A 19245-nucleotide genomic window follows, 5' to 3' on the forward strand; every position below is an offset into this window, starting at 1 on the left:
GGGGGGTGTTGTCGCCGGGCCGGGTGGCGTCGGCGGACCGCTGATAGGGACCCGGCCACCCCCGTCGTGGGGTAGGTCTCTCCGTAACGTGGATGCCGGCAGTCCGGCGCCGTGACCAGCGGCCGAGCTAGGTCATCGCCGTGAGGAGGCAAGCTGTGCACGACGGGTTCGGCGTCTTCATCGGACTCGACGTCGGCAAGGAAGGACACCACGCGGTCGCGTTGAACCGCGACGGCAAGAGGCTGCACGACGCGACGCTGCCCAACACCGAAGCCGGCCTGCGGAAACTGTTCGACAAGCTGGGCCGGCACGGCCGGATCCTGGCCGTGGTCGACCAGCCCGCCTCGATCGGCGCGCTGCCCGTCGCGGTCGCCCGCGCCTGCGGCCACCAGGTGGCCTACCTGCCCGGTCTGGTCATGCGCCGCCTGGCCGACCTGCACCCCGGCACCGCGAAGACCGACGCCCGCGACGCGTACGTCATCGCCGACGCCGCCCGCACCCTGCCCCACACCCTGCGCCGGGTCGACACCGGCGACGAGACCCTCGCCGAGCTGGAGGTGATGGTCGGCTACGACGACGACCTCGCCGGCGAGGTGACCCGCGTGGCCAACCGCATCCGGGGCCTGCTCACCCAGATCCACCCACCCCTGGAACGCGTCCTCGGCCCGAAACTGCAGCACCCCGCTGTCCTGGAGGCCATCTCGCGGTGCGGCGGACCCACCGGAATCCGCAGGGCTGGCCGGGCGAAACTCACCGAGATCGTCAAGGCCCGCGCGCCACGCATGGGCGCCCGCCTGGTCGAGCAGATCTTCACCGCGCTCGACGCGCAGACCGTCGTGGTCCCCGGTACCACCGCCGCCGAGACCGTCCTTCCCCGACTCGCCGACAGCCTGCGTGACCTGCTGCGACAACGCGACCAGGTCGCCGAACAGGTCGAAGGGATGCTTGATGCGCACCCTCTTGCCCCGGTCCTGACCTCGATGCCCGGCATCGGCGTCAGGACCGCGGCCCGCATCCTGCTCGAAGTCGGCGACGGCACCTCGTTCCCCACCCCCGGCCACCTGGCCGCCTACGCCGGCCTGGCCCCGGTCACCCGCCGATCCGGCACCAGCATCCGTGGTGAACACCCACCCAAGGGCGGCAACAAGCAGCTGAAACGCGCGTTCTTCCTGTCCGCGTTCGCCGCGCTCGCCGACCCGCTCAGCCGCGCCTACTACGACCGCAAACGCGCTGAGGGCAAGAAGCACAACGCCGCCCTCATCTGCCTCGCCCGCCGCCGCGTCGACGTCCTCCACGCCATGCTCCGGACCCAGCGGCCATACCAGCCCAAAACGGCGGACGAACCCCGCCTCGCTGCTTGACACAACCCATAGGGACACCCCCCCGGAACCAAGAAGTGGGCTGCTGGCGCATATTCCTGCATGCCGGCCATATACGGATTCGTAGGTGACAAGGTCGGTCCCGTTGTCCTCCCCAGCAGTCTGGGCCGTCCGACGCTCGGTGTGGACCACCGTGGCGGCAGCGATTCACTGCCGAAAAACTATCTTGGATCGCCACAAACAAGCCCGCTGCGGTGCCGGCACCGACTGCACACGCCGTGCTGTGGACGGCCAGCACCCCGGCGCCCGCAGCCGCGGCAATCGTGGCCCACCGCCGCGAGCCGCCCGGGCCAGGCGTCGATGAGGTGCGTGTTCTGGTCATAGAGGTGTTGACTCCTTCGGATGTTGAGCGACGTTCGGATGGCAGTTGGGCTTAGTGCTTCAGGCGCCACCAGCACACCAGCACCCGACAGTCCGATCCTGGACAAGCTCGCGGGGCTCCAAGAGCTGACATGGGCCGGTACGGTCGTATCCGATGGTCCGCAAACCCCTCTTGGTCAATTCGAGTTGCTGCCGGTTTTGCTGCCACCGTTCCTGTACCGGCTGGCCAACCTGGTGGCTGCTGACCTGCCCGCCAGCCTGCGTCCTGCGAACTCGGTGCGGCCTCACCTGGGAGAACAAGCGCGCTACAGCGGTTGAATAGCTCGGGTCTGTAGCTGTCAGGGTGGTTCCGGTTCGAGTTCGAGTCCGGTCTGGGCAAGGAAGCCGGGTATCAGCTCGGGCCGGTACTGGATGCGTTTGAGCCGGTTGCGGATGATCGCGGCGAGGTGGTCCACGCCGTCGACGGCGAGGTTGCCCAGGCCGGCTTTCACTGTCGACCACAGACTCTCGACGGGGTTGAGGTCCGGGGCGTACACGGGTAGCTGGACCACGGTCAGCCACCGGTGGCGGGCGGCGGTCAGGCGACGCATCGTGGTGCTGGTGTGGGTGTTGACCCCGTCCCAGATCAGGATGATCGGGGCGTGGAGCTGGTGGTGCGCGGCGGTGATCAGGGCGGCGTAGTCGTCCTCGGACAGGCTGCGGCGTTCACCGGTGCGGTTGCGGTGCACACGGAGCCGGTAGAAGACGTCGCCGCGCCGGCCGGGTTTGAGGCAGACCAGGCCGGCGATCGAGACCCGGCCCGAGCCCTTGGCGTTGACCCGCACGACGGGTGTGTGTCCTCTGCGGGCCCAGGTGGTGGCCCGTGGCGGTCGCAGGGTCTGTCCGGCCTCGTCCTCGAAGACGATCCACGCCCCGGTCGCCGCCGCTAGCCTCGTACCTTGGCCCAGGTCGTGGCCCGCCAGGCGGCGATAGCGTCCTCATCGCGCTGGACCGCCCGGTGCTTCGGGACCTGCGGGGTGTAGCCGATGCGGTGCAGCAGGTAGGACACGCCGCGCAGGGTGTAGGAGGTGTGGAACAACCGGCCGATGAGCGTGGCGACCCGGGCGAGGGTCCAGCGTTGATCCTCGCTCCAGCCGTGTTCGGCTGGGCCGAGGTCGAGCTCGGCGCGTAGTCGCAGCAGCTGGTCGGGTGAGAGCCGGCAGATGGTTCCGCCGGGTCCGGTCGAGGCGAGGGCGGTCATCCCGCCCGTCTGCCAGCGGCGTCGCCACTGGTAGGCCGATTTCGTCGACACTCGCAGCCGGGCCGCGACCTCGGTCGCGGGGACACCGGCCGCGAACATCCGCGCCGCCTGCATCCTCACCTGCTCCCGCTTGGCCCGCCCGGCAGCGGACAGACCACCACTATCGGCGTACCTCATACCTCCGGCATAGACCGGCCGTCATTGATGGTCACGCCGACACGCCGCCTGTGATCAACCAGACCCGAACCGCCCAACAGACCCCGGCTATTCAACCGCTGTAGTAGGCCGTCAGTGGCGCTACTCCAGCATCGAGACGACCTGAGGGCCGAGCGGGTCGCCGATGAGTTCGAGGGAGTTGGCAGCCCTCGCCGCTAATTCCAGCGGCCCGATACCGGTTTGGAGCTTGCTATGCACAATCCGGTCGAGCCCGGCACCCACCAGCGGGGGTGCGGTACGCAGGGTGGCCTCCATCGCTACCGAGGCGGTCGTCCCACCGTGCACCACGATGTTACGCTGCCGGTACAGCCTACGCAGCACGCCCTCAAAGACAGCTCGCACGTCGCAAAGCTCCCTATAGGGGTTGGCCAAGACTGCAACCATCCGCTGGCGGGCTGCGGTGTCGCTCGACGACCGGGTGGCCAGCACCTGGCCGCTGGCCAGCGCATCGGCAACGACACGGCTGCGGTCGATGTTCTTTGTGTGTTGGCTGAGTTCTACGGACAAAGCGTCTGGGGACGATGGCGTGTGGCGCCACGAGAGCGTCGTGAGTTCGGCTCGTGGCCAAGAGCAGGTGACCAGGGCCGCAAGGCGATCGGCGGCGACGACGCGGCCGGGTTTGCCCTGACCAGTGTCGGCGGCGTGCGACAGCAACGATTCGATCGCTGACCAACCGCCGGAGATCGCCGGCGCGGGCGGTCCGGCGTTGAGCGGCGCGGCCATCTCCAGAGCGTCATCAAGCAGGTCCTGGCTAGACGTTGAGTACATGGTCCGTTCCCGCACCAGGGACAGGACGTCAACGCCGCGGGAGGGCGGGGCGACAGGCAGCGCCCGGTCGTGGCCACCGATCCAGACCTGTCCTACGGGCTCGATGCGGCTACTCGCTTCACCCCGCGCGTAGGAGGCGCGGGCCTGCAGCCGCTGGACGAGCGTGCCGGCGGCGCGGGCTGCAGCAGTCGGGTCCTTGGCGGTGATCGGGAACAGGAATGCCCCGTACTGACGGGGCGGCTGGATGACACCGTTGGCGGTAAACCACTCGGCGGCGCGAGTGGCATTCCGCCACTCCGGTAGGGGAACGGCGAGTTGATCATGATTGGGTAGGGAGATGAACGGTACCAACACCTCGTAGGCGGTGTCCGGCCGACGGGCTAAAGCGCACGCTTCGTCGAGCAGGTCGCCGAGCGTCGCTCCGGGCTTCTGCGACAGCTCTCGTGCCCAGCGGTGTAGCTGGCCCGAGCTATGGCCGAGGTCGAGCAGGTGAGTGGCGATCGCCCGCGCCAGCCGCTCGGCCGAAGGCAGGGGCCCGGCGTCGACGGCGTCGCGCCATCGGTCGAGGTAGCCGATGGTGATGGAGGGCAACAGCTGGCCCAGTTGCCGGCGTTCCGGACTGTTTGCCCCCAACCCGGACCGCAGCAGGCCAGTGAGGTGCCGCCGTAATTTGCTGTCACCGAGCCCTCGATCCGGTCCCAACTGACGCTCAAGTCCGTGCAGGTACCAGGTCACCGCCCCAGGCGAGATAACCTGGCGGGCCTGCCAGCGGCCGGCCTCATGAGCCTCGCTGAGAGCCAGGACGCTACTGACGTCCCAAAGACGACGAGGCCAAGGGGTCGTGTCGGCGAAGAAATCCAGGAGCCGCGCTGCGACATGACTTGCGTGGGTGTCAGTGGCCAGCGGAACCGCGAGCTGGGAGGACGGGGCAGCCATAGGTGCTATGCTTTCACCAGAGCAGCAAAACGCTCGTAGACTAAAGCAGGGGAGTCGTCCGCATAGCGGGCCACTCCCCTCTTTCTTTGACTACCCTGGGCGCAATGTCCGCTTTTAGGTGTCAATGAGCTGTCTTCTCGTTGAGCCTGATCTGGCCCCGGCCGGCCTCTGGCTGTTGCTGTCAGTGTTGGACGAACTGATGATCATGCCATCAGTACCAGCAGACCGTGAGCCAAACGGATCACACACCGCTCGTTCTCACATGTGTGATGCCGTCGCCCACACCATCACCGTCCGGTCGTGGCTGCCGGTGACGATGCGGGTGCGGCCATCCGGACCGGTCCACACCGCGACCGCCACTACCCAGTCAGTGTGGCCGGTGAGTTCGGCGAGTTGGGTGCCGCTGTCCGGGTCCCACACCCGCACCGTCCGGTCCCAGCTGCCGGTGACGATACGGGTGCGGCCATCCGGACCAGTCCACCCCGCGACCGCCACCACCACGCTGTTGTGGCTGGTGAGTTCGGCAGGTCGGGTGCCGCTGTCCGGGTCCCACACCCGCACCGTGTCGTCGTGGCTGCCAGAGGCAATGCGGATGCGGCCATCCGGACCGGACCACGCTGCGACCGCCACCACCGCGTCGGTGTGGCCGGTGAGTTCGGCGAGTCGGGTGCCGCTGTCCGCGTCCCACACCCGCACCGTCCGGTCCCAGCTGCCGGTGACGATACGGGTGCGGCCATCCGGACCGGACCACGCTGCGACCGCCACCACCGCGTCGGTGTGGCCGGTGAGTTCGGCAGGTCGGGTGCCGCTGTCCGGGTCCCACACCCGCACCGTGTCGTCGTGGCTGCCAGAGGCAATGCGGATGCGGCCATCCGGACCGGACCACGCTGCGACCGCCACCACCGCGTCGGTGTGGCCGGTGAGTTCGGCGAGTCGGGTGCCGCTGTCCGCGTCCCACACCCGCACCGTCCGGTCCCAGCTGCCGGTGACGATGCGGATGCGGCCATCCGGACCAGTCCACCCCGCGACCGCCACCACCACGCTGCTGTGGCCGGTGAGTTCGGCGAGTTGGGTACCGCTGTCCGCGTCCCACACCCGCACCGTCCGGTCGTGGCTGCCGGTGACAATACGGGTGCGGCCATCCGGACCAGTCCACGCTGCGACCGCCACCACCGCGTCGGTGTGGCCGGTGCTGGTATGCGGCGCCGTTCGCGTTCGCGGTACCCAGGACTCCGTTATCGCTCCCGTGTTGGTGCGGTGGTAGGTGATGTCGGCCCAGATCGCGGTGTGGACGTGCCAGGGCCAGGCAGGATGGTCGGTGATCAGAGCGTCAGCCAGTGCGGTGGCCCGGGTTTTGCGGGCCCACACGTGTAGCCACCAGGCCTGCCGGTCGGTGTTCCAGCCTTCCCAGTCTCTGGTGGTGGCGGCATCTAGCGCGGCAGCCGCGGTGATTGCTTCGCGGCTGGTGAGGGTGCGCGAGTGCTGCAGGATCCGCATGGGTGGGCAAGCCAGCAGGAATCCGGGATCGGTCATCAGGTCGTCGAGCAGGCGTGCGGCGGCGGCGTGGCTCGGCAGATGCAGGCGGGTGTAGTCGTCGATACAGGTCCAGCCGCGGGGCGCTGCTGGCCGGTGGAGGGCTGCCGGTGGCACGGTGGCTGCGATGTAGAGCCAGTAGCGGGCGGTCGTTGGCAGCAGTGTTGTGGTGATCGCTGTCTGGTCACGGCGGCGCAGACCGTCACGGTCCCGCAGGAGTTCGTCGGTGAGGGCCTGGTGGAACAGACGGGTGATCAGGTCGTAGTCGCTGGCTACTGTCTGCAGCAGATAGTCCGCAGCTGCGGAGCCGCGTAGAGCATCCAGGTCGGCGCCGGTTGCCGGGTAGCCGAGCACGGTGGCGAAGGTAACCCATCGGTCGTGGTCGAGGCCGCCTCCCTCGGCGTAGGCAAGCGCGGTCAACAGGCCCCTCGCCGCCACGGCGGCTTTCGGGTCGGCGAGCCGGTCAAGGTATTTGGTGATCGCCTCGCCGACGGTCGACGGGATCACCGTCGGGTCGAACCCCGGCAGGGCGGGGTTGACCACCTGCTTGCGGTCGGTCAGCGCCGCCGCGGCGAGCGCCGCGACCAGATAGCTACTGCCGGGCTGCTGGTGGTTGCTGCTGGCTCGGGTCGCGATCACCTTGGCCAGCCGGCCGGCGACCTGCGGCTGGTCCCGGTACGGGCTGGGCGGTTCCACACCGTCACCGGTCAGGATCGCGAGAATGAACTGTCGTAGCCCGTCGGGGTCGAGATAGCTAGGCGTGTCCAGGTCAACCAGGTTCTCGCCGTCAGGGCCGGGTACGCCCAGTGCCGGGAGCAACCCGCCTGGCCTGTACCGGTCACCGGCGCTCAGGGGACGGGTAGCGACCACGACCCGCAACCGCGGCAGCCGGGCCAGATCCGCCAACAGCAGAGCGATCCGACGAATCTCTCCGTCGAGAGCCTCGTCCAGTGCGTCGACCGCGACTACCAGCCGCGGCGGGACCCCACGGTCGTCTTTCAGGATTTCGTACAACTTACTCACCGAAACCGTGCCTGTGATCCCCGCCGCTTGGGCGACACCCTCGGCCACCTTGTCGCAGGTGGCACCGCGGGCATGGACCGCGACCCCCGCCACCGGCGAGTTCTGTTCCAGTTCCAGCACCACCCGGGCGAGCACCGCGGACTTACCCGCCCCGGGCTGCCCGGTGACCACCAGCGGCCGGCCCGGCGGCAGGTCGCGCCGCAGCCAGTCCCGCACCGCCTCCACCGCTTCCCGCCGACCCCGGAACCGGTCGGCACCGTAGACCCGGCCCTGATAACCCTGCGCACGAGAGATGAAGTGCCCCCGCGGATCATCCAGCCCAGCTATCACCCACCCCGGTCTGGGCCCTTTGCCGGCGTCCATCCACAGCTGGCGAATCCGCGCCCGCTCAGCGGCAACCTCGCCATCGCCTAAGTGAGCCAGGACCCCGGCAACCGTCTCCACATCGAGAATATTCTTCGGAAAATCCGGTTTGGAAAGAATCCGATAGATCGTGTCACTACTCGGTGCCCCTGGAAGATCAAGATCCTTCGCACTATTGGCTATTGCCACCAAGGTCGGCGTGCCCGCAACCTCATACAGCTCGTACAAGGCGTCCTTGAGGATCTTCAGCGCCCCCGCACGAACGTCGGGCCGGCTCACCAACCTTTGAGACCCGCTCTTCGACGCGGGCGGCTGCTGTTTCTCATCTCGACTCATCGCACACCAGCATCAACTACCCCGCTCACAACCACGCAGCAGGGTCCTCCCATCGCGACTGAAAATGATCTCCACGGATGCTCCGACAGTGGGGATACGAACCGCTGTCGCCGTCGCCAGCGACGCGACCCGCCCACCTCAGAACGAGGAGCACCCGATGCCCAACCGTCACGAACAGCCCCGCACCGTACGCGACAGGCTGACCGCCGCCGCCCTCACCGGCCTGATCGCCGGCACCGTCCGCGCAATCGTCGACTGGTTACTGCAGCACTTCACCCGCAGCTGATACCACCACCTGTGGGCTACCTGATGTCACCCCCCAACCAGCTCAGACCGAGGCCAGGCGTGGTTCCCGCCGCGCCACCGCATGGCAAAGGCAGGATCGAACAAGGAGAGCTGTTCAAGGATGGTGCACCCCGTCGATCTCTTCGATGGATGTGAGCGGGCGGGTCGCCGCCCTGGCAGGTCGATCTAGACGCCATTGGCGCGTCGCTGGTCGCCGTTCCTCCGGCCGCCGCAGTCCGGCGGCGGCCGGAGAGCCTCGCGGCTGGCTACGCTTCGGGGGCAGCGAGGGTTGCGGGGTCGGCGTCGGTGGCCGGTAGCGGTGACTCGCCGCATGCCCGCAGCTCGACTGTGGACAGCTCGTACCCGTTGGCTTCGAGGTAGCGCAGGTAGCGGGTGGTGCTGTCGCTGACGGTGCGCCACGAGTTGCGGCTCGTCGCGTCCTCGTACGCGGCGAGCAGCAGGCCCAGTGCGATCATCTGGGTGCGCTCGTCGTTGGCCTTACCGACGAGTTCGACCATCGCCGGGGCTCGCCGGCCGAGCGTGGGAGCCTGGTCCGGCAGCCCGAGCAGGTCATGGGCCAGTCGGTTGCCGCCGGTCAGCGCCGACGTGATGGCGTGGTCGGTACGGGCGAGGCTGCCGGCGATGAAGCCGGCGGCTGTCTTCGGCGCGGCTTTGCGAGCGAGGAACGTGCGCAGCCAGTTCCGGCGGACCGTCTCGGCGCTGTCCCACGCCTTGTTGGACTGGATCACGTCACGGCGCTGGACTCGGGCTTCCTCCCGTTCGGCGTCGGTCATCTCCGCGACGGTTTTGCGCCCGTTGCCAGAGTCGTGCCCCCGCCAGCGCAGCGCGTGTCCGTGGGCTGCGAAGTCGGCGCACACGTACTCAGGCAACCAGGCGCGGTACGGGCGGGCGGGTTCCGGCTCCTGCCCGTCCTCGTCTGCCTCGGTCGGGGTGTCGTCGCCCCACGGATCGTCCCCGTCGTCCCCGTCCCGGTCGTCCTCGTCCGGGTTGACCCATTCGTCGTCGAGAAAGGCAGCGTGCCCTGGGCAGGAGGCGTGGTTGTCCTCGGTGAGTTGTTCCTCCCCGTGCTTCAGCTCCGACAGACGCTTGACCTTTTCGTCGTTCCACGACGGCCGGTCAACCACGGTGATCCCGACGGCTGCGAGGGCTGCGGCGGCTTCGGCCTTGGCCGCCGTCTCCGCTCGGGCGTCACGCGACTTCTGCGCCTCGTGGTCGAATCCGCCGCGCTGAGCGGCGACCACGAGCCGCTTGACCGTCTCCGCGTCGTCCTCGAACTCCGCGACCACCGCGGCCTGGTCGATGCTCAAAAACTCCCACCGTTGGGTAGCGCCACGAGCGAGCTTGCTGCGGGCCACGGTGAGCGCCTTGTCGACCACGGGCCGGCTCGTGGACATCCGCTTGGCGATCTCCCCGGCCGGGACACCACACAGGGCGAGTTGGTCGTACGCGGCCACGCGCTCAGCGACGGTGAGGGGCTCGCGGTGGTCGTTCTCGTTCACTTGGTCGGTCAGCCGATCGGCCTCGTCCGGCTTGGGGACCACTATCACCCGTACCCACGGGCGCTTGGCCTGTACGGCCGCGAGGGTCCGGCGTTGCCCACGCAGCACTACGAGACGGCCGTCGTCGTCGCGGTAGGCGACAACCGGCTCCAGAACTCCACGAGTGCGGACGTTTTCCACGTAGGTCTTGCGCAGCCGTGGGTCCAGGCGCACGTTGGCGCCTACGACCAGTGCCGATGGGTCGGCACGAAGCAGTTCATCTTCGAACTGCTCGTCTTCGACGGCGGCCGTGGCCGTCATGGGAGCAGAGAACGTCACGGTGAAGGTCCTTCCGGGGGATGTGCGCGGGCAGCAGCGACCGCGACGGCGGCAGGCATGGCTGGCCCACCGCGTCGGCCGGCGGTTGGTGAAGCAGTGGGTGGCGACGAGCTGCGCTACAGGCAGCCCAGCGGCTACGCTGGCCGGTGCGAACCGTCTGGCGATACGCCGGGCTCGGGTTGTAGCGGCTTGGAGCCCCGGTGCCGGCCCTCGCGACACAAGACCGCGCGGGCCGGCACCGCTACTCCCGGTCCAGCGGGATCTCCATCTCGCACTGACCGATCAGTTTGCTGGCGCATCCACGTGCGGATACGGTACCGGGCCATCCCGTCAACGATGGGTAGCTCGGTGGTCTCCACGTCGACCGGCACCAGGGCGTCGGCCACGCGGAGGTATACAGCGGCGAGGGCATCGCGTACGGCGGGTCCGTGCAGATGCCGGGTGATCTCCGCGTGCGCGACCGCCCGCACGCCTCCCACGAGGAGGCCGGAATCTGGACGCAGCGTGGTCAGGATGATGTAGGTCGCGGACTCACGGGTGGGCATCACGTTCTCGGCTGGCGCTGGGTTCGAGTGCTCGGCGTCGCCGGGCTGCTGGCCGGTCACTGCGCACCGCCGGGGCTTTCGGCTCTGGTCACATCTGCGATCGACGGAAGGGCTTCCCACACCTGCCCGGTCCAGATCTGGTAGATCTCGCCGTCGTTCAGGGGCCGCTTGTAGTGGAGCGCCCGCACGATGGCCCCCCACCAGTCACGGTCGGCCGGTGCGCCAGCCCCGAACGGCACGCCCTTGACGTGACCGTGGCCTTGGCCGACCGGCTGAATAGGCGTAAGCAGGCGGATCGGCGTCCAGCCCCGTTCCAGCACCCGACGCAGGGCGTCGGCCGCCTCCTGCTCGTTGATCAGCGCGTCCGGCACGATCATGGTGCCCGGTGCCTCCCCAGTCGGCTCCGACGACGGAGCCGCCGGGGCGAGCAGGAACGTCTGTCCACCGGACAGGTCCAGGACCATGCCAGCGTCGGTGACGACGTTGTAACGGGTACGCCGGCCGGAAACGGCTTCCTTGCCGAGGACCGTCGCGACGGTCACCCCGGTCCTGATCCGGCTCGGGTGCCAGTCGCCCCGGGTACGGGTCGATGACTTCGTCACGTCGTCGGTGATGAGGATCCGATCACCCCGCACCAAGCGGGTGGTGGTCTTCTTTCCTTGCGCAGTCACGGAAGTTCCTCCTGTCTGGCGGTTGTCGGTGACGACGTGAGCCGGGTGGTAGCGACGCCCGAAGGCCGAACGCGTCGAGAGGTCAGGGCTGCGTGAGACCGGCCGAAGTGGTTCACCGGCAGGAGCGCCACGGGGTCGGGCGGCCCAACGCCCGTGGCTTGCTCCTGTCGTGCCGGCAGCGACGGTGGCCACCGCCACTTCCATCCAATGCTTCTAATGATGCCGCATCAAGTTTCAGGGTTGGTCCGCAACAGCCTCATCGGAGTTGGTCGTGGCCTCGCCGCGCTCACGGTGCCAGTCGAGGATCGCCAGCCGGCGCAGGCCGGTCGCCGTAGCGTCCCGTTTGGTGCGATGCCAGCCGGAAGCACCATCGCCCGGCAGCGTGAGCTGCCAAATCCCCGGCTCCCCGTAGGGCATCTCGGCTCGGGTGCGCTTGACGACCGAAACCCGCGCGTCCTTGTCCGGAATCGGAGTGCCTGCGGGGGCGACGCGCTCTGGTTCGCACTTGCGAACTGGCAGACCGCCGGCGAGCAACGCGAAGCTCAGGGTGACCCAAGGGCCACCGTCGCCGCCGCCGTACTCCACCGGATCGCGGTCGTACCACGAGATCACGCGATCACCGACGACAGGGACGCCGGCCGGCAACAAGGCAGTGCCAGCGTCGGCAACGTTCAACTGATCAGACATGCAAGTCCTTCCATCGGAGGTGGGCGAAAGCCCCGGGATCTACTTATAATGATACCGCATCAAAGCAAGAGAGGCCAGCCCATACAGCGTTTGACGTGCAGCAACGCTCCCAATGACACCGATACAACTGGCGTAGCAGGGCGCGACTCCCGCCGCCGAGGACGCCGGACAGCTCTGGCCGGACGCCCGTTCCAGCGCCCTTTCACAGCTCCACCTTGGAACACCGACCCGCCATCACGATCACCGAATTCCGCCGGACATCGGCTTCTCGGTGATCACGGGAAGGCAATGCGGAAGAAGAGAGAGGATCCGCTGAGCCGTGACCGAGGCGGAGATGATCTTGGGCGAGCAAGTTGTAGTACGGGTCACCGGACCTGCCGACCGAGCGCGGTCGGCAGGTCCGGCAACCCAGCGGAACGCTGACCCAGCGGGGTCAGCATGAGAGCAGCACCGTGGACACCGTAGCGCTGCTACGGCAGAGATCGGGACTGTCGACCGGCCCCCGGCCAGCTAATTTGGCAGCCGGCTCGCGCCACTTTGTTTCTAGGACCAGGCCGGAAGCGGACCCGTCCGACGGCAGTCCGCCCCGCCATGTGCACATGTGCTTCCGCTTCCCTAGCAGGGCGGAAGTCCTGGCAAGTCCGCTTCCAGTCGGAGGCTCTGCTTCCGTCGCCTCGCCCGAACCGGAAGCGGAACCTCACCGGCACCGCTTGCGCGTGGCGCTACCCGTAGCGCTTCCGGCAACCCGGCCGACCGACGTTCAAAGCGCACCAACCAGGAAGCGGAGGTGACGAGGTGGACACCAACCCACGGGCGGCGGCAGCGGTTGAAACGCAGCGCCCGCGCGGCGCGGATCGACGTCATCAGTTCCCCGGTCGAGGACAACGGATCAACCTCCGGCTCGACGAGTCCGAGCACAGCGACGTCCTAGAGGCTGCTGCCCGCGCAGGACTCACTCCGACCGGGTTCTGCGCCAATGCCGCGTTGGCCATGGCCCGGGGCACCGCCGGTCCCGGCGGCCTGGTTTCCGGTACCGGTGTCACCCGGGCGGAACTTGCCGCAATGCAGCGAGACCTGTTCTCCGCGCGTACCGCCGTTACGCGTACCGGCACCAACCTCAACCAGGCGACTGCGGCGCTCAACGCGACGGGTGAGGCGCCCGTCTGGCTCGCGCACGCGGTCAAGAGATGCGTGCATGCGCTCGACAAGCTCGACGCTGTCGTGGCTGACATCGACCGGCGGCTGCGCTGATCCCCGCCATCCATCCCCGCGGCACGAACGTGGGCGGCCTGCTCCGCTACCTGTTCGGTCCTGGGAAGAGCGAGGAACACGTCAACCCGCACCTCGTCGCCGCCTGGTCCGGCCCCGGTCAACTGCCATCGCTGGAACCCCCGACCGGGCCAACCGGCCGCCACGACATCCGGAACCTCGCCAGGCTGCTCGAACAGCCCGTACGCGCCGGCAGGAACCCGCCGCAGAAGTACGTCTGGCACGCCTCCGTCCGAAACCACATCACCGACCGCATTCTCAGCGACAGCCAATGGGCGCACATAGCTGCCGAGATGGTCGCCGCCGTCGGCATCGCTCCGCACGGCGACCCGGACGCCGTGCGCTGGGTCGCGGTCCGTCACGCCGACGATCACATCCACATCGTGGCCACGTTGGTACGGCAAGACGGCGAAACCGTCTGGGCCTGGAACGAACGCCTCAAGGCCCAAACCGCCGCCCGCGACCTCGAACAACGCTACGGCCTCCATCAGGTCGGCCCGGTCGACCACACCAGCCACCGCCGCCCCACCGCCGCCGAACAGAACAAGAGCCACCGCCAGGGCCGCCCGGAAATCCCACGGGACAGGCTCCGCCGCGAGGTTCGCGCCGCCGCAGCAGCATCCATCGGCGAGGACGACTTCCTCAACCGGCTCCAGGCCACCGGTGTCCTCGTACGGCTCCGGCACAGCACTACCAACCCAGACGAGGTCACCGGCTATGCCGTCGGACTCCCCGACCACCACACCAGCACCGGCGACACCGTCTGGTACGGCGGCGGCAGACTCGCCCCAGACCTCACCCTCCCCCAACTCCGACAACGCTGGGACTCGGGCCCCGGCACCCACCCACGCGGTGCCACGAAACGCCCAAGTGCCCAGCACCGAGCAGACACCTTCCGCAGAGCAACGGCAACCGCGGACCGCAGCGCCCGACACCTAGCAGAGGACCCTAGCGGCGACGAGGACGACACCGCGTCCCTCGCCTACGCCGCAGCCGACCTCCTCGCCTCCACCGCACGAGCCTTCGAGGGGCGCAAAGGCGGGACCCTCACCGACGCCTCAGAAACCTTCGACCGCGCAACCCGGGAACCATATCGGCGGCTCCCCCGCCACCCGCACCCCGCCGCAGGTCAACTCCGATCCATGTCCCGACTCATCGCGGCAGCGGGCCGGCTCACCAGCGAGGACGACACGACCGCGGCGCTCCAGCTCATACTGCGCCTGTCCATGATCGCGGACAACCTCGCCAACCTCCGCGAGGCCCAAGACAGGCTGCACCAGGCTCAGGCAGCCCGACAAGCCGCCGAAAACCTTCGCGCGGTCGCGGCGAACGCCGCTACCGCTCTGGCAGGCGCCCGAGCAGGCACCGTACCTGCACCAGCAACTCGGGAACGAGGTCAGCCCCGTGGCCGCGTGACGTGAGTGCCCACCATCCCTCAGCGGGACGGTGGGCACTCCTTTGATCCGTCTACTCGATGTCGTAGTCGTCGTAGTCGTACGGATCTTCCGCGTCGTTGCGGCCGGCTGCCTCCTGCGCCCGGTCGTCGAAGCCGCTGGTCGCGGTCGGCGAGTCCGGATCACGTTCGGCCGCAGCGCTGATGCGGTCGGCAGACTCGTGGTCCATCGGTGTGGATCGGGCCATGACGGTTCCTCCGTCGGCTCGCGCCCTCGGTTACGCCTGGGGCCACTCGCACCCGAGCCGCCCCCGCGACCCTGGTGACCGATCACTGGGCTACGTCGGCGCATGGCCCGCGCTGTACGGGCTGCCCGCTGATACGCCGCGCGTGGGGCACCCGGCGGGATCTGCCGGAGGTGCTCACCCCACGCTCCCGGCAAAGGAATGCCGGTCCCTCTTGGTTGGACTCCAGGCTACGTCGGTCGCCAGCAGGGCGCCTGCTGCCACGCCGACACCCGATGTTCGCGCGCCCACCACCAGGTCAACTGACTACGGCGGTAGATCGGGGCGTGCGCTGCTAGTGAAACAGTTCCTCGTGCTGGCGGCAGCGCTGCGTTCGCTTGCCGATGGTCTGGGCTCGAATTGGACGTCTGGGCCGCGCTACCCGTAACCCTTCCGGTAACGGCTAGCCGAGACGGTGCCTTGCATGGCGATCGTCCTCAGCCGGCCTGGCCGGCGTCCCCGTCCGGCACAGCCCAGTCGGGCCGGTAACGACCGGCAAGCACGTCGTCCACCAGCAACGCGACGATGCCCGAGGGCACCAGATCGGGTCGTAGCTTCCCGAGCTCGTGAACCTCGCGCAGGGTCAGCCTGATCTTCACCTGCTGATCCCGCTTCTCGCGCTCAGGTAGTGCTGGCAGGGCGGGATCCACGCTGCGGCGTCGCGGCATCGGGGACTCCTTGCCTACGGGGTTCAGGGCAGTACGACGACCTTGCCACATCCATGCAGCAACACGGGTACCCACCCGCAGATTCTTCAAGGTACCTTTTATAGGTACCTTGTTTAGGTACCGTTTCAGATGGGGAGGACACTGTGAGCGGTTCTACGTACAAGAGATGCCGATGCCGCGGAGAGGCAGGCCGCGAACTCGGCGCGAACTGTCCGTCGCTGCACCGCAAGGACGGGGCCTGGAACCCGCGACACGGCCAGTGGTACTTCCGGGTCGAGCTCCCGGTCATCCACGGGGCCCAACGGAAGGTGATGAAACGGGGCGGCTACGCCACACAGACCGAGGCCGACAACGCCCGTCAGCAAGTCGAACTGCTGCTTGCCATCCCCGACGCCGGCGTATCGGGCGATCAGGCCCGCCAAGACATTCTCACCGCCATCGAACGGGCGCTCAAGACAAAGCAGCCTCTGCCCAACTACGACGAGACGCGCAGGCGCTACCAGTCCGGCCAGATCATCAACGGGGACATGCTGGTCGAGCAGGGCCTCGACGAGTGGCTGGCCGGGCGCAAGATCGCTAAGGGCACACGCCGGTCGTACGAGGGGCACATCCGCCTCTACCTGAAGCCCCACCTCGGGCACCTGCCCATCGACCGGCTTCGGCGGGTACACATCTCCACGATGTTCGACGAGATCGACGCCAACAACGAGTTCATCCGATCAGCACGAGTGTCCGGCGACCCCGAGCAGCGGAGGAAGGTCAAGGGGCGTCGCATCGTTGGCGCCGCGACGAAGCAGCGAATCCGGGCAACGCTTCGAGCTGCGGTCAACCACTGGATCCGGGAGCAGATGATCACCATCAACCCAGCCAAGCTAGTGGAGCTTGACTCCGGCAAACGTCCAAAAGCCTTGATGTGGACCGACGCGCGGGTCGAAGCTTGGAAGGAGAATCGAGCACGGCACGCTGCAGCAGCGCTCGAGCTGGGTGCCGCCCGCGAGCGGCACGACGTTTCTGCCGTCCACCGGCTGCTCGTGGAGATCGACCACCTTGACACGACGGAGCGCCCCTCGCCGGTGATGGTCTGGACTGCCGAGCAGACCGGCTACTTCCTCGATTCCATCCACAACGACCGCCTGTACCCGCTATACCACCTGATCGCCTACCGCGGGCCCCGACGGGGCGAGGCGTGCGGCAGCCGCTGGGTAGACCTCAACAAACAGGCACACACCCTCAAGATCACCGAGCAGCTTGTGCAACTCGGCTGGGCAGTCGAGCCGGGCGCCCCGAAGAGCGATGCCGGCGGGCGTGAACTCACGCTCGATGACATCACCCTCAAGGTCATAGAGGCGTGGCGCAAACGTCAAGTCGCCGAGCGCCTAGCCTGGGGTGGCACGTGGATCAACTCGGGGCGAATCTTCACCCACGAAGACGGCAGCGCCCTACATCCAGCAGACGTCACCAAGCACTTCAACGAGTTGGTCGCAGCAGCCGGACTCCCTCCGATCCGCCTGCACGACCTCCGGCACGGTGCCGCGACGTTGGCCCTCGAAGGGGGCGTCGACATCAAGGTCGTCCAAGAAGAGCTGGGTCACTCCACGAGTACCCTCACCCGCGACACGTACACCAGCGTCTCGCCCCGACTCGCCCGCGAGGCGGCCGAGAAGATAGCCGGCATCGTGCCGCGCGCCGTGAAATCAGTCAGTGACGAAGCGGCTACGGGGACGGATGGTCTCCCTTCGGTCTCCCGTGACCCATGGACGACGAAGCGCGCCGATCCAAAGAGGGATCGACGCGCAGGTCGGAGTGGTACGCCGCGTAGGACTTGAACCTACAACCCGCGGATTAAGAGTCCGCTGCTCTGCCAGTTGAGCTAGCGGCGCTCGCTGACAACGCCGGCAACCCTAGCACGCTGGGCGACACAGCTTCCAACCGGTTGCCGGCGACGAGCCGACTGTCCGGCCGACCTGCCCACGTGCACGGATCTGGCACCCTTCCGGATCAGGCACGAACGCCGTGGCGGGTGATGCACGATGTCGGCAGGGACGCAACGAGGAACGGGGACTGGGATGGACAGGGTCAGGAGGAGTTGGCCGGTCGCGGTGACACTGGCAGTCATCGCCCCGGCGGCGTTGGTGGCCTGCGGGACGGACAAGGCGCCACGATTCGTCAACGGCAAGGCGGCGACCGCGAGTCCGACACCGCCGGAGCCGTACAAGTTTGATGTAACGCCGCAGACCGACGCGAAGGACCTGCCGGTCAGTACGGAGATCGGCACCACGGTCAGTGGAGGAGAGATCACCTCGGTGACGCTGACCGAGTCCGGCGGCGACGAGCTGAGCGGCAGCATGCGCGACGACGGCACCTCCTGGGTGCCGGACAAACCACTCAAGTACTCCAAGAAGTACACGGCCACGGTGGTCGCGACCAGCGCCGGTGGTGACGAGGAAACGAAGACCACGACGTTCACCACGATGGGCAAGACCGGCGCGCAGACCGGCACCGGCCTGTACCTGTTCGAGGGACGGACGTACGGAGTGGCGATGCCGGTGGTCGTCGAGTTCTTCCCCGGCATTCCGGAGAAACAGCGGGCCGGCGTACAGAGGCGGATGTTCGTTTCCACCGACCCGCCGCAGCCGGGCACCTGGTACTGGGTGTCCAACGGGACCCAGGCCTTCTACCGGGCGCCGGACTTCTGGCAGGCCGGCACCACGCTGAGCACCCGGATCGCGCTGGCCGGTCACCCGACCGGGGATGGCCGCTACGGCGACATGGACCGCTCGGCCACCGCCACGATCGGCGAAAAGGTGACCATGGAGGTCGACAACGCCAGCAAGCAGTTGTCGCTGTTCAAGGATGACAAGCTGGTCAAACAGATGCCGGTCAGCTTGGGCAAGGCGAGCACTCCGTCGTCGAGCGGCACGATGGTGGTGATGGACAAGCAGGAGCAGACGGTTTTCGACACGTTCGCCGAGTTGGGGCCGACCGAGGGCTACCGTACGGACATCTCGTTCGCCCAGCGCATCACCTGGGGTGGCGAGTTCATCCACGCCGCCCCGTGGTCCGTGGGCGACCAGGGTGTACGCAATGTGTCGCACGGCTGTGTCAACCTGTCGATGGACAACGCCAAGTGGCTGTTCAACCAGACCGCGGTCGGCACGCCGATCACGGTCAAGGGCACCGAGCGTAAGCTGGTCGACGGCAATGGTTGGACGGCGTGGAACCTCAGTTGGGCCGAGTTCGTCAAAGGTAGTGCCCTGCCGGTTCCGGCAGACCTGCAGCCGACCGCCGCCGCCGGGTCCGGCTCACCGACGCCGGCACCCATCCCGACGGCTACCTCGGGTTGACGCGTGTAGCGCGAACGTGCCCGGGGAAAGAGAACTACATCAAGACATTTTAATGACGAACGATGACGAGACCGGTTGCACCGTCGCAGTCGCCTATATACCGGCATGAACCGGGAATATCGGAGGCCGCGACGGTGCTGGTTCGG

Annotated in this window: 16 protein-coding genes and 1 tRNA gene; 7 read left to right on the forward strand and 10 right to left on the reverse strand. The window is 67.9% G+C overall.

What is annotated here, in order from left to right; translation table 11 throughout:
- The first annotated feature begins 140 nt into the window (after window positions 1–140).
- On the forward strand, window positions 141–1361 hold the full coding sequence (locus ACN27F_RS10685; protein ID WP_421431791.1) for an IS110 family transposase: 1221 nt from the start codon (window positions 141–143) through the stop codon (window positions 1359–1361).
- A 360-nt stretch (window positions 1362–1721) separates the two neighbouring features.
- Window positions 1722–2018, forward strand: coding sequence for a hypothetical protein (locus tag ACN27F_RS10690; protein ID WP_421433066.1), 297 nt, complete (start codon window positions 1722–1724; stop codon window positions 2016–2018).
- Window positions 2019–2038: 20 nt separating this feature from the next.
- On the opposite strand, the gene ACN27F_RS10695 is transcribed toward ACN27F_RS10690, so the two are convergent.
- The 4 genes from ACN27F_RS10695 to ACN27F_RS10710 all read right to left on the reverse strand — a co-directional run bounded on the left by ACN27F_RS10695 (window position 2039) and on the right by ACN27F_RS10710 (window position 7746).
- Window positions 2039–2662: a transposase gene (locus ACN27F_RS10695; RefSeq protein ID WP_421440095.1), complete on the reverse strand. Its 624-nt coding sequence runs from the start codon at window positions 2660–2662 to the stop codon at window positions 2039–2041.
- The gene (locus tag ACN27F_RS10700; RefSeq protein WP_421433068.1) at window positions 2626–3117 is read right to left on the reverse strand and encodes a winged helix-turn-helix domain-containing protein; all 492 of its coding nucleotides are present in this window, start codon (window positions 3115–3117) and stop codon (window positions 2626–2628) included. Before ACN27F_RS10700 ends, ACN27F_RS10695 begins: the two co-directional genes overlap by 37 nt.
- Window positions 3118–3237: 120 nt before the next feature.
- Window positions 3238–4659 (reverse strand): integrase, encoded by a 1422-nt coding sequence (locus ACN27F_RS10705; RefSeq protein WP_421433070.1) that lies wholly within the window; start codon window positions 4657–4659, stop codon window positions 3238–3240.
- Between the two features lie 459 nt (window positions 4660–5118).
- Complete coding sequence (locus tag ACN27F_RS10710; protein WP_421433072.1) at window positions 5119–7746, reverse strand: hypothetical protein; 2628 nt, start codon at window positions 7744–7746, stop codon at window positions 5119–5121.
- Window positions 7747–8272: 526 nt separating this feature from the next.
- Between ACN27F_RS10710 and ACN27F_RS10715 the strand changes: the two genes are divergently transcribed.
- A complete protein-coding gene (locus ACN27F_RS10715) occupies window positions 8273–8401 on the forward strand; it encodes a hypothetical protein (protein WP_421433073.1) in 129 nt (42 codons plus the stop codon).
- Window positions 8402–8666: 265 nt separating this feature from the next.
- On the opposite strand, the gene ACN27F_RS10720 is transcribed toward ACN27F_RS10715, so the two are convergent.
- From ACN27F_RS10720 to ACN27F_RS10730, 3 genes are all read right to left on the reverse strand, one after another.
- The gene (locus ACN27F_RS10720; protein WP_421433075.1) at window positions 8667–10220 is read right to left on the reverse strand and encodes a ParB/RepB/Spo0J family partition protein; all 1554 of its coding nucleotides are present in this window, start codon (window positions 10218–10220) and stop codon (window positions 8667–8669) included.
- Window positions 10221–10839: 619 nt separating this feature from the next.
- Window positions 10840–11454, reverse strand: coding sequence for a hypothetical protein (locus ACN27F_RS10725; protein WP_421433077.1), 615 nt, complete (start codon window positions 11452–11454; stop codon window positions 10840–10842).
- 234 nt (window positions 11455–11688) lie between these two features.
- Window positions 11689–12141: a hypothetical protein gene (locus tag ACN27F_RS10730; RefSeq protein WP_421433078.1), complete on the reverse strand. Its 453-nt coding sequence runs from the start codon at window positions 12139–12141 to the stop codon at window positions 11689–11691.
- A 795-nt stretch (window positions 12142–12936) separates the two neighbouring features.
- Between ACN27F_RS10730 and ACN27F_RS10735 the strand changes: the two genes are divergently transcribed.
- A complete protein-coding gene (locus ACN27F_RS10735; protein WP_421433080.1) occupies window positions 12937–13392 on the forward strand; it encodes a hypothetical protein in 456 nt (151 codons plus the stop codon).
- A gap of 29 nt (window positions 13393–13421) precedes the next feature.
- Entirely contained in the window at window positions 13422–14831 is a 1410-nt protein-coding gene (locus tag ACN27F_RS10740) for a relaxase/mobilization nuclease domain-containing protein (RefSeq protein WP_421433082.1), read from the forward strand.
- A 46-nt stretch (window positions 14832–14877) separates the two neighbouring features.
- Here ACN27F_RS10740 and ACN27F_RS10745 read toward each other — a convergent pair whose 3' ends face one another.
- Together ACN27F_RS10745 and ACN27F_RS10750 are read right to left on the reverse strand one after the other, a co-directional pair.
- On the reverse strand, window positions 14878–15051 hold the full coding sequence (locus ACN27F_RS10745; protein WP_421433084.1) for a hypothetical protein: 174 nt from the start codon (window positions 15049–15051) through the stop codon (window positions 14878–14880).
- Between the two features lie 473 nt (window positions 15052–15524).
- Window positions 15525–15755, reverse strand: a complete 231-nt coding sequence (locus ACN27F_RS10750) for a hypothetical protein (protein WP_421433086.1) — start codon at window positions 15753–15755, stop codon at window positions 15525–15527.
- A gap of 143 nt (window positions 15756–15898) precedes the next feature.
- Here ACN27F_RS10750 and ACN27F_RS10755 point away from each other — a divergent pair, with 143 nt between their 5' ends.
- Window positions 15899–17581, forward strand: a complete 1683-nt coding sequence (locus ACN27F_RS10755; RefSeq protein ID WP_421433087.1) for a tyrosine-type recombinase/integrase — start codon at window positions 15899–15901, stop codon at window positions 17579–17581.
- Here the strand turns inward: ACN27F_RS10755 and ACN27F_RS10760 are convergent.
- A tRNA-Lys gene (locus tag ACN27F_RS10760) sits at window positions 17560–17635 on the reverse strand. The genes ACN27F_RS10755 and ACN27F_RS10760 overlap by 22 nt on opposite strands.
- 186 nt (window positions 17636–17821) lie before the next feature.
- Between ACN27F_RS10760 and ACN27F_RS10765 the strand changes: the two genes are divergently transcribed.
- Window positions 17822–19099, forward strand: coding sequence for an Ig-like domain-containing protein (locus ACN27F_RS10765; RefSeq protein ID WP_421433089.1), 1278 nt, complete (start codon window positions 17822–17824; stop codon window positions 19097–19099).
- Window positions 19100–19245 lie beyond the last annotated feature (146 nt).

Origin of the sequence: Solwaraspora sp. WMMB335 (genome assembly GCF_049179075.1) — a bacterium.
Taxonomy (GTDB): Bacteria; Actinomycetota; Actinomycetes; order Mycobacteriales; family Micromonosporaceae; genus Micromonospora_E.

Bases quoted from the DNA above. Each gene is read 5' to 3' on its own strand.
- ACN27F_RS10720 (WP_421433075.1), bottom strand. From the start codon at position 10,220: ATGACGGCCACGGCCGCCGTCGAAGACGAGCAGTTCGAAGATGAACTG.
- ACN27F_RS10730 (WP_421433078.1), bottom strand. From the start codon at position 12,141: ATGTCTGATCAGTTGAACGTTGCCGACGCTGGCACTGCCTTGTTGCCG.
- ACN27F_RS10745 (WP_421433084.1), bottom strand. From the start codon at position 15,051: ATGGCCCGATCCACACCGATGGACCACGAGTCTGCCGACCGCATCAGC.
- ACN27F_RS10690 (WP_421433066.1), top strand. From the start codon at position 1,722: ATGTTGAGCGACGTTCGGATGGCAGTTGGGCTTAGTGCTTCAGGCGCC.
- ACN27F_RS10765 (WP_421433089.1), top strand. From the start codon at position 17,822: ATGGACAGGGTCAGGAGGAGTTGGCCGGTCGCGGTGACACTGGCAGTC.
- ACN27F_RS10715 (WP_421433073.1), top strand. From the start codon at position 8,273: ATGCCCAACCGTCACGAACAGCCCCGCACCGTACGCGACAGGCTGACC.
- ACN27F_RS10700 (WP_421433068.1), bottom strand. From the start codon at position 3,117: ATGAGGTACGCCGATAGTGGTGGTCTGTCCGCTGCCGGGCGGGCCAAG.
- ACN27F_RS10750 (WP_421433086.1), bottom strand. From the start codon at position 15,755: ATGCCGCGACGCCGCAGCGTGGATCCCGCCCTGCCAGCACTACCTGAG.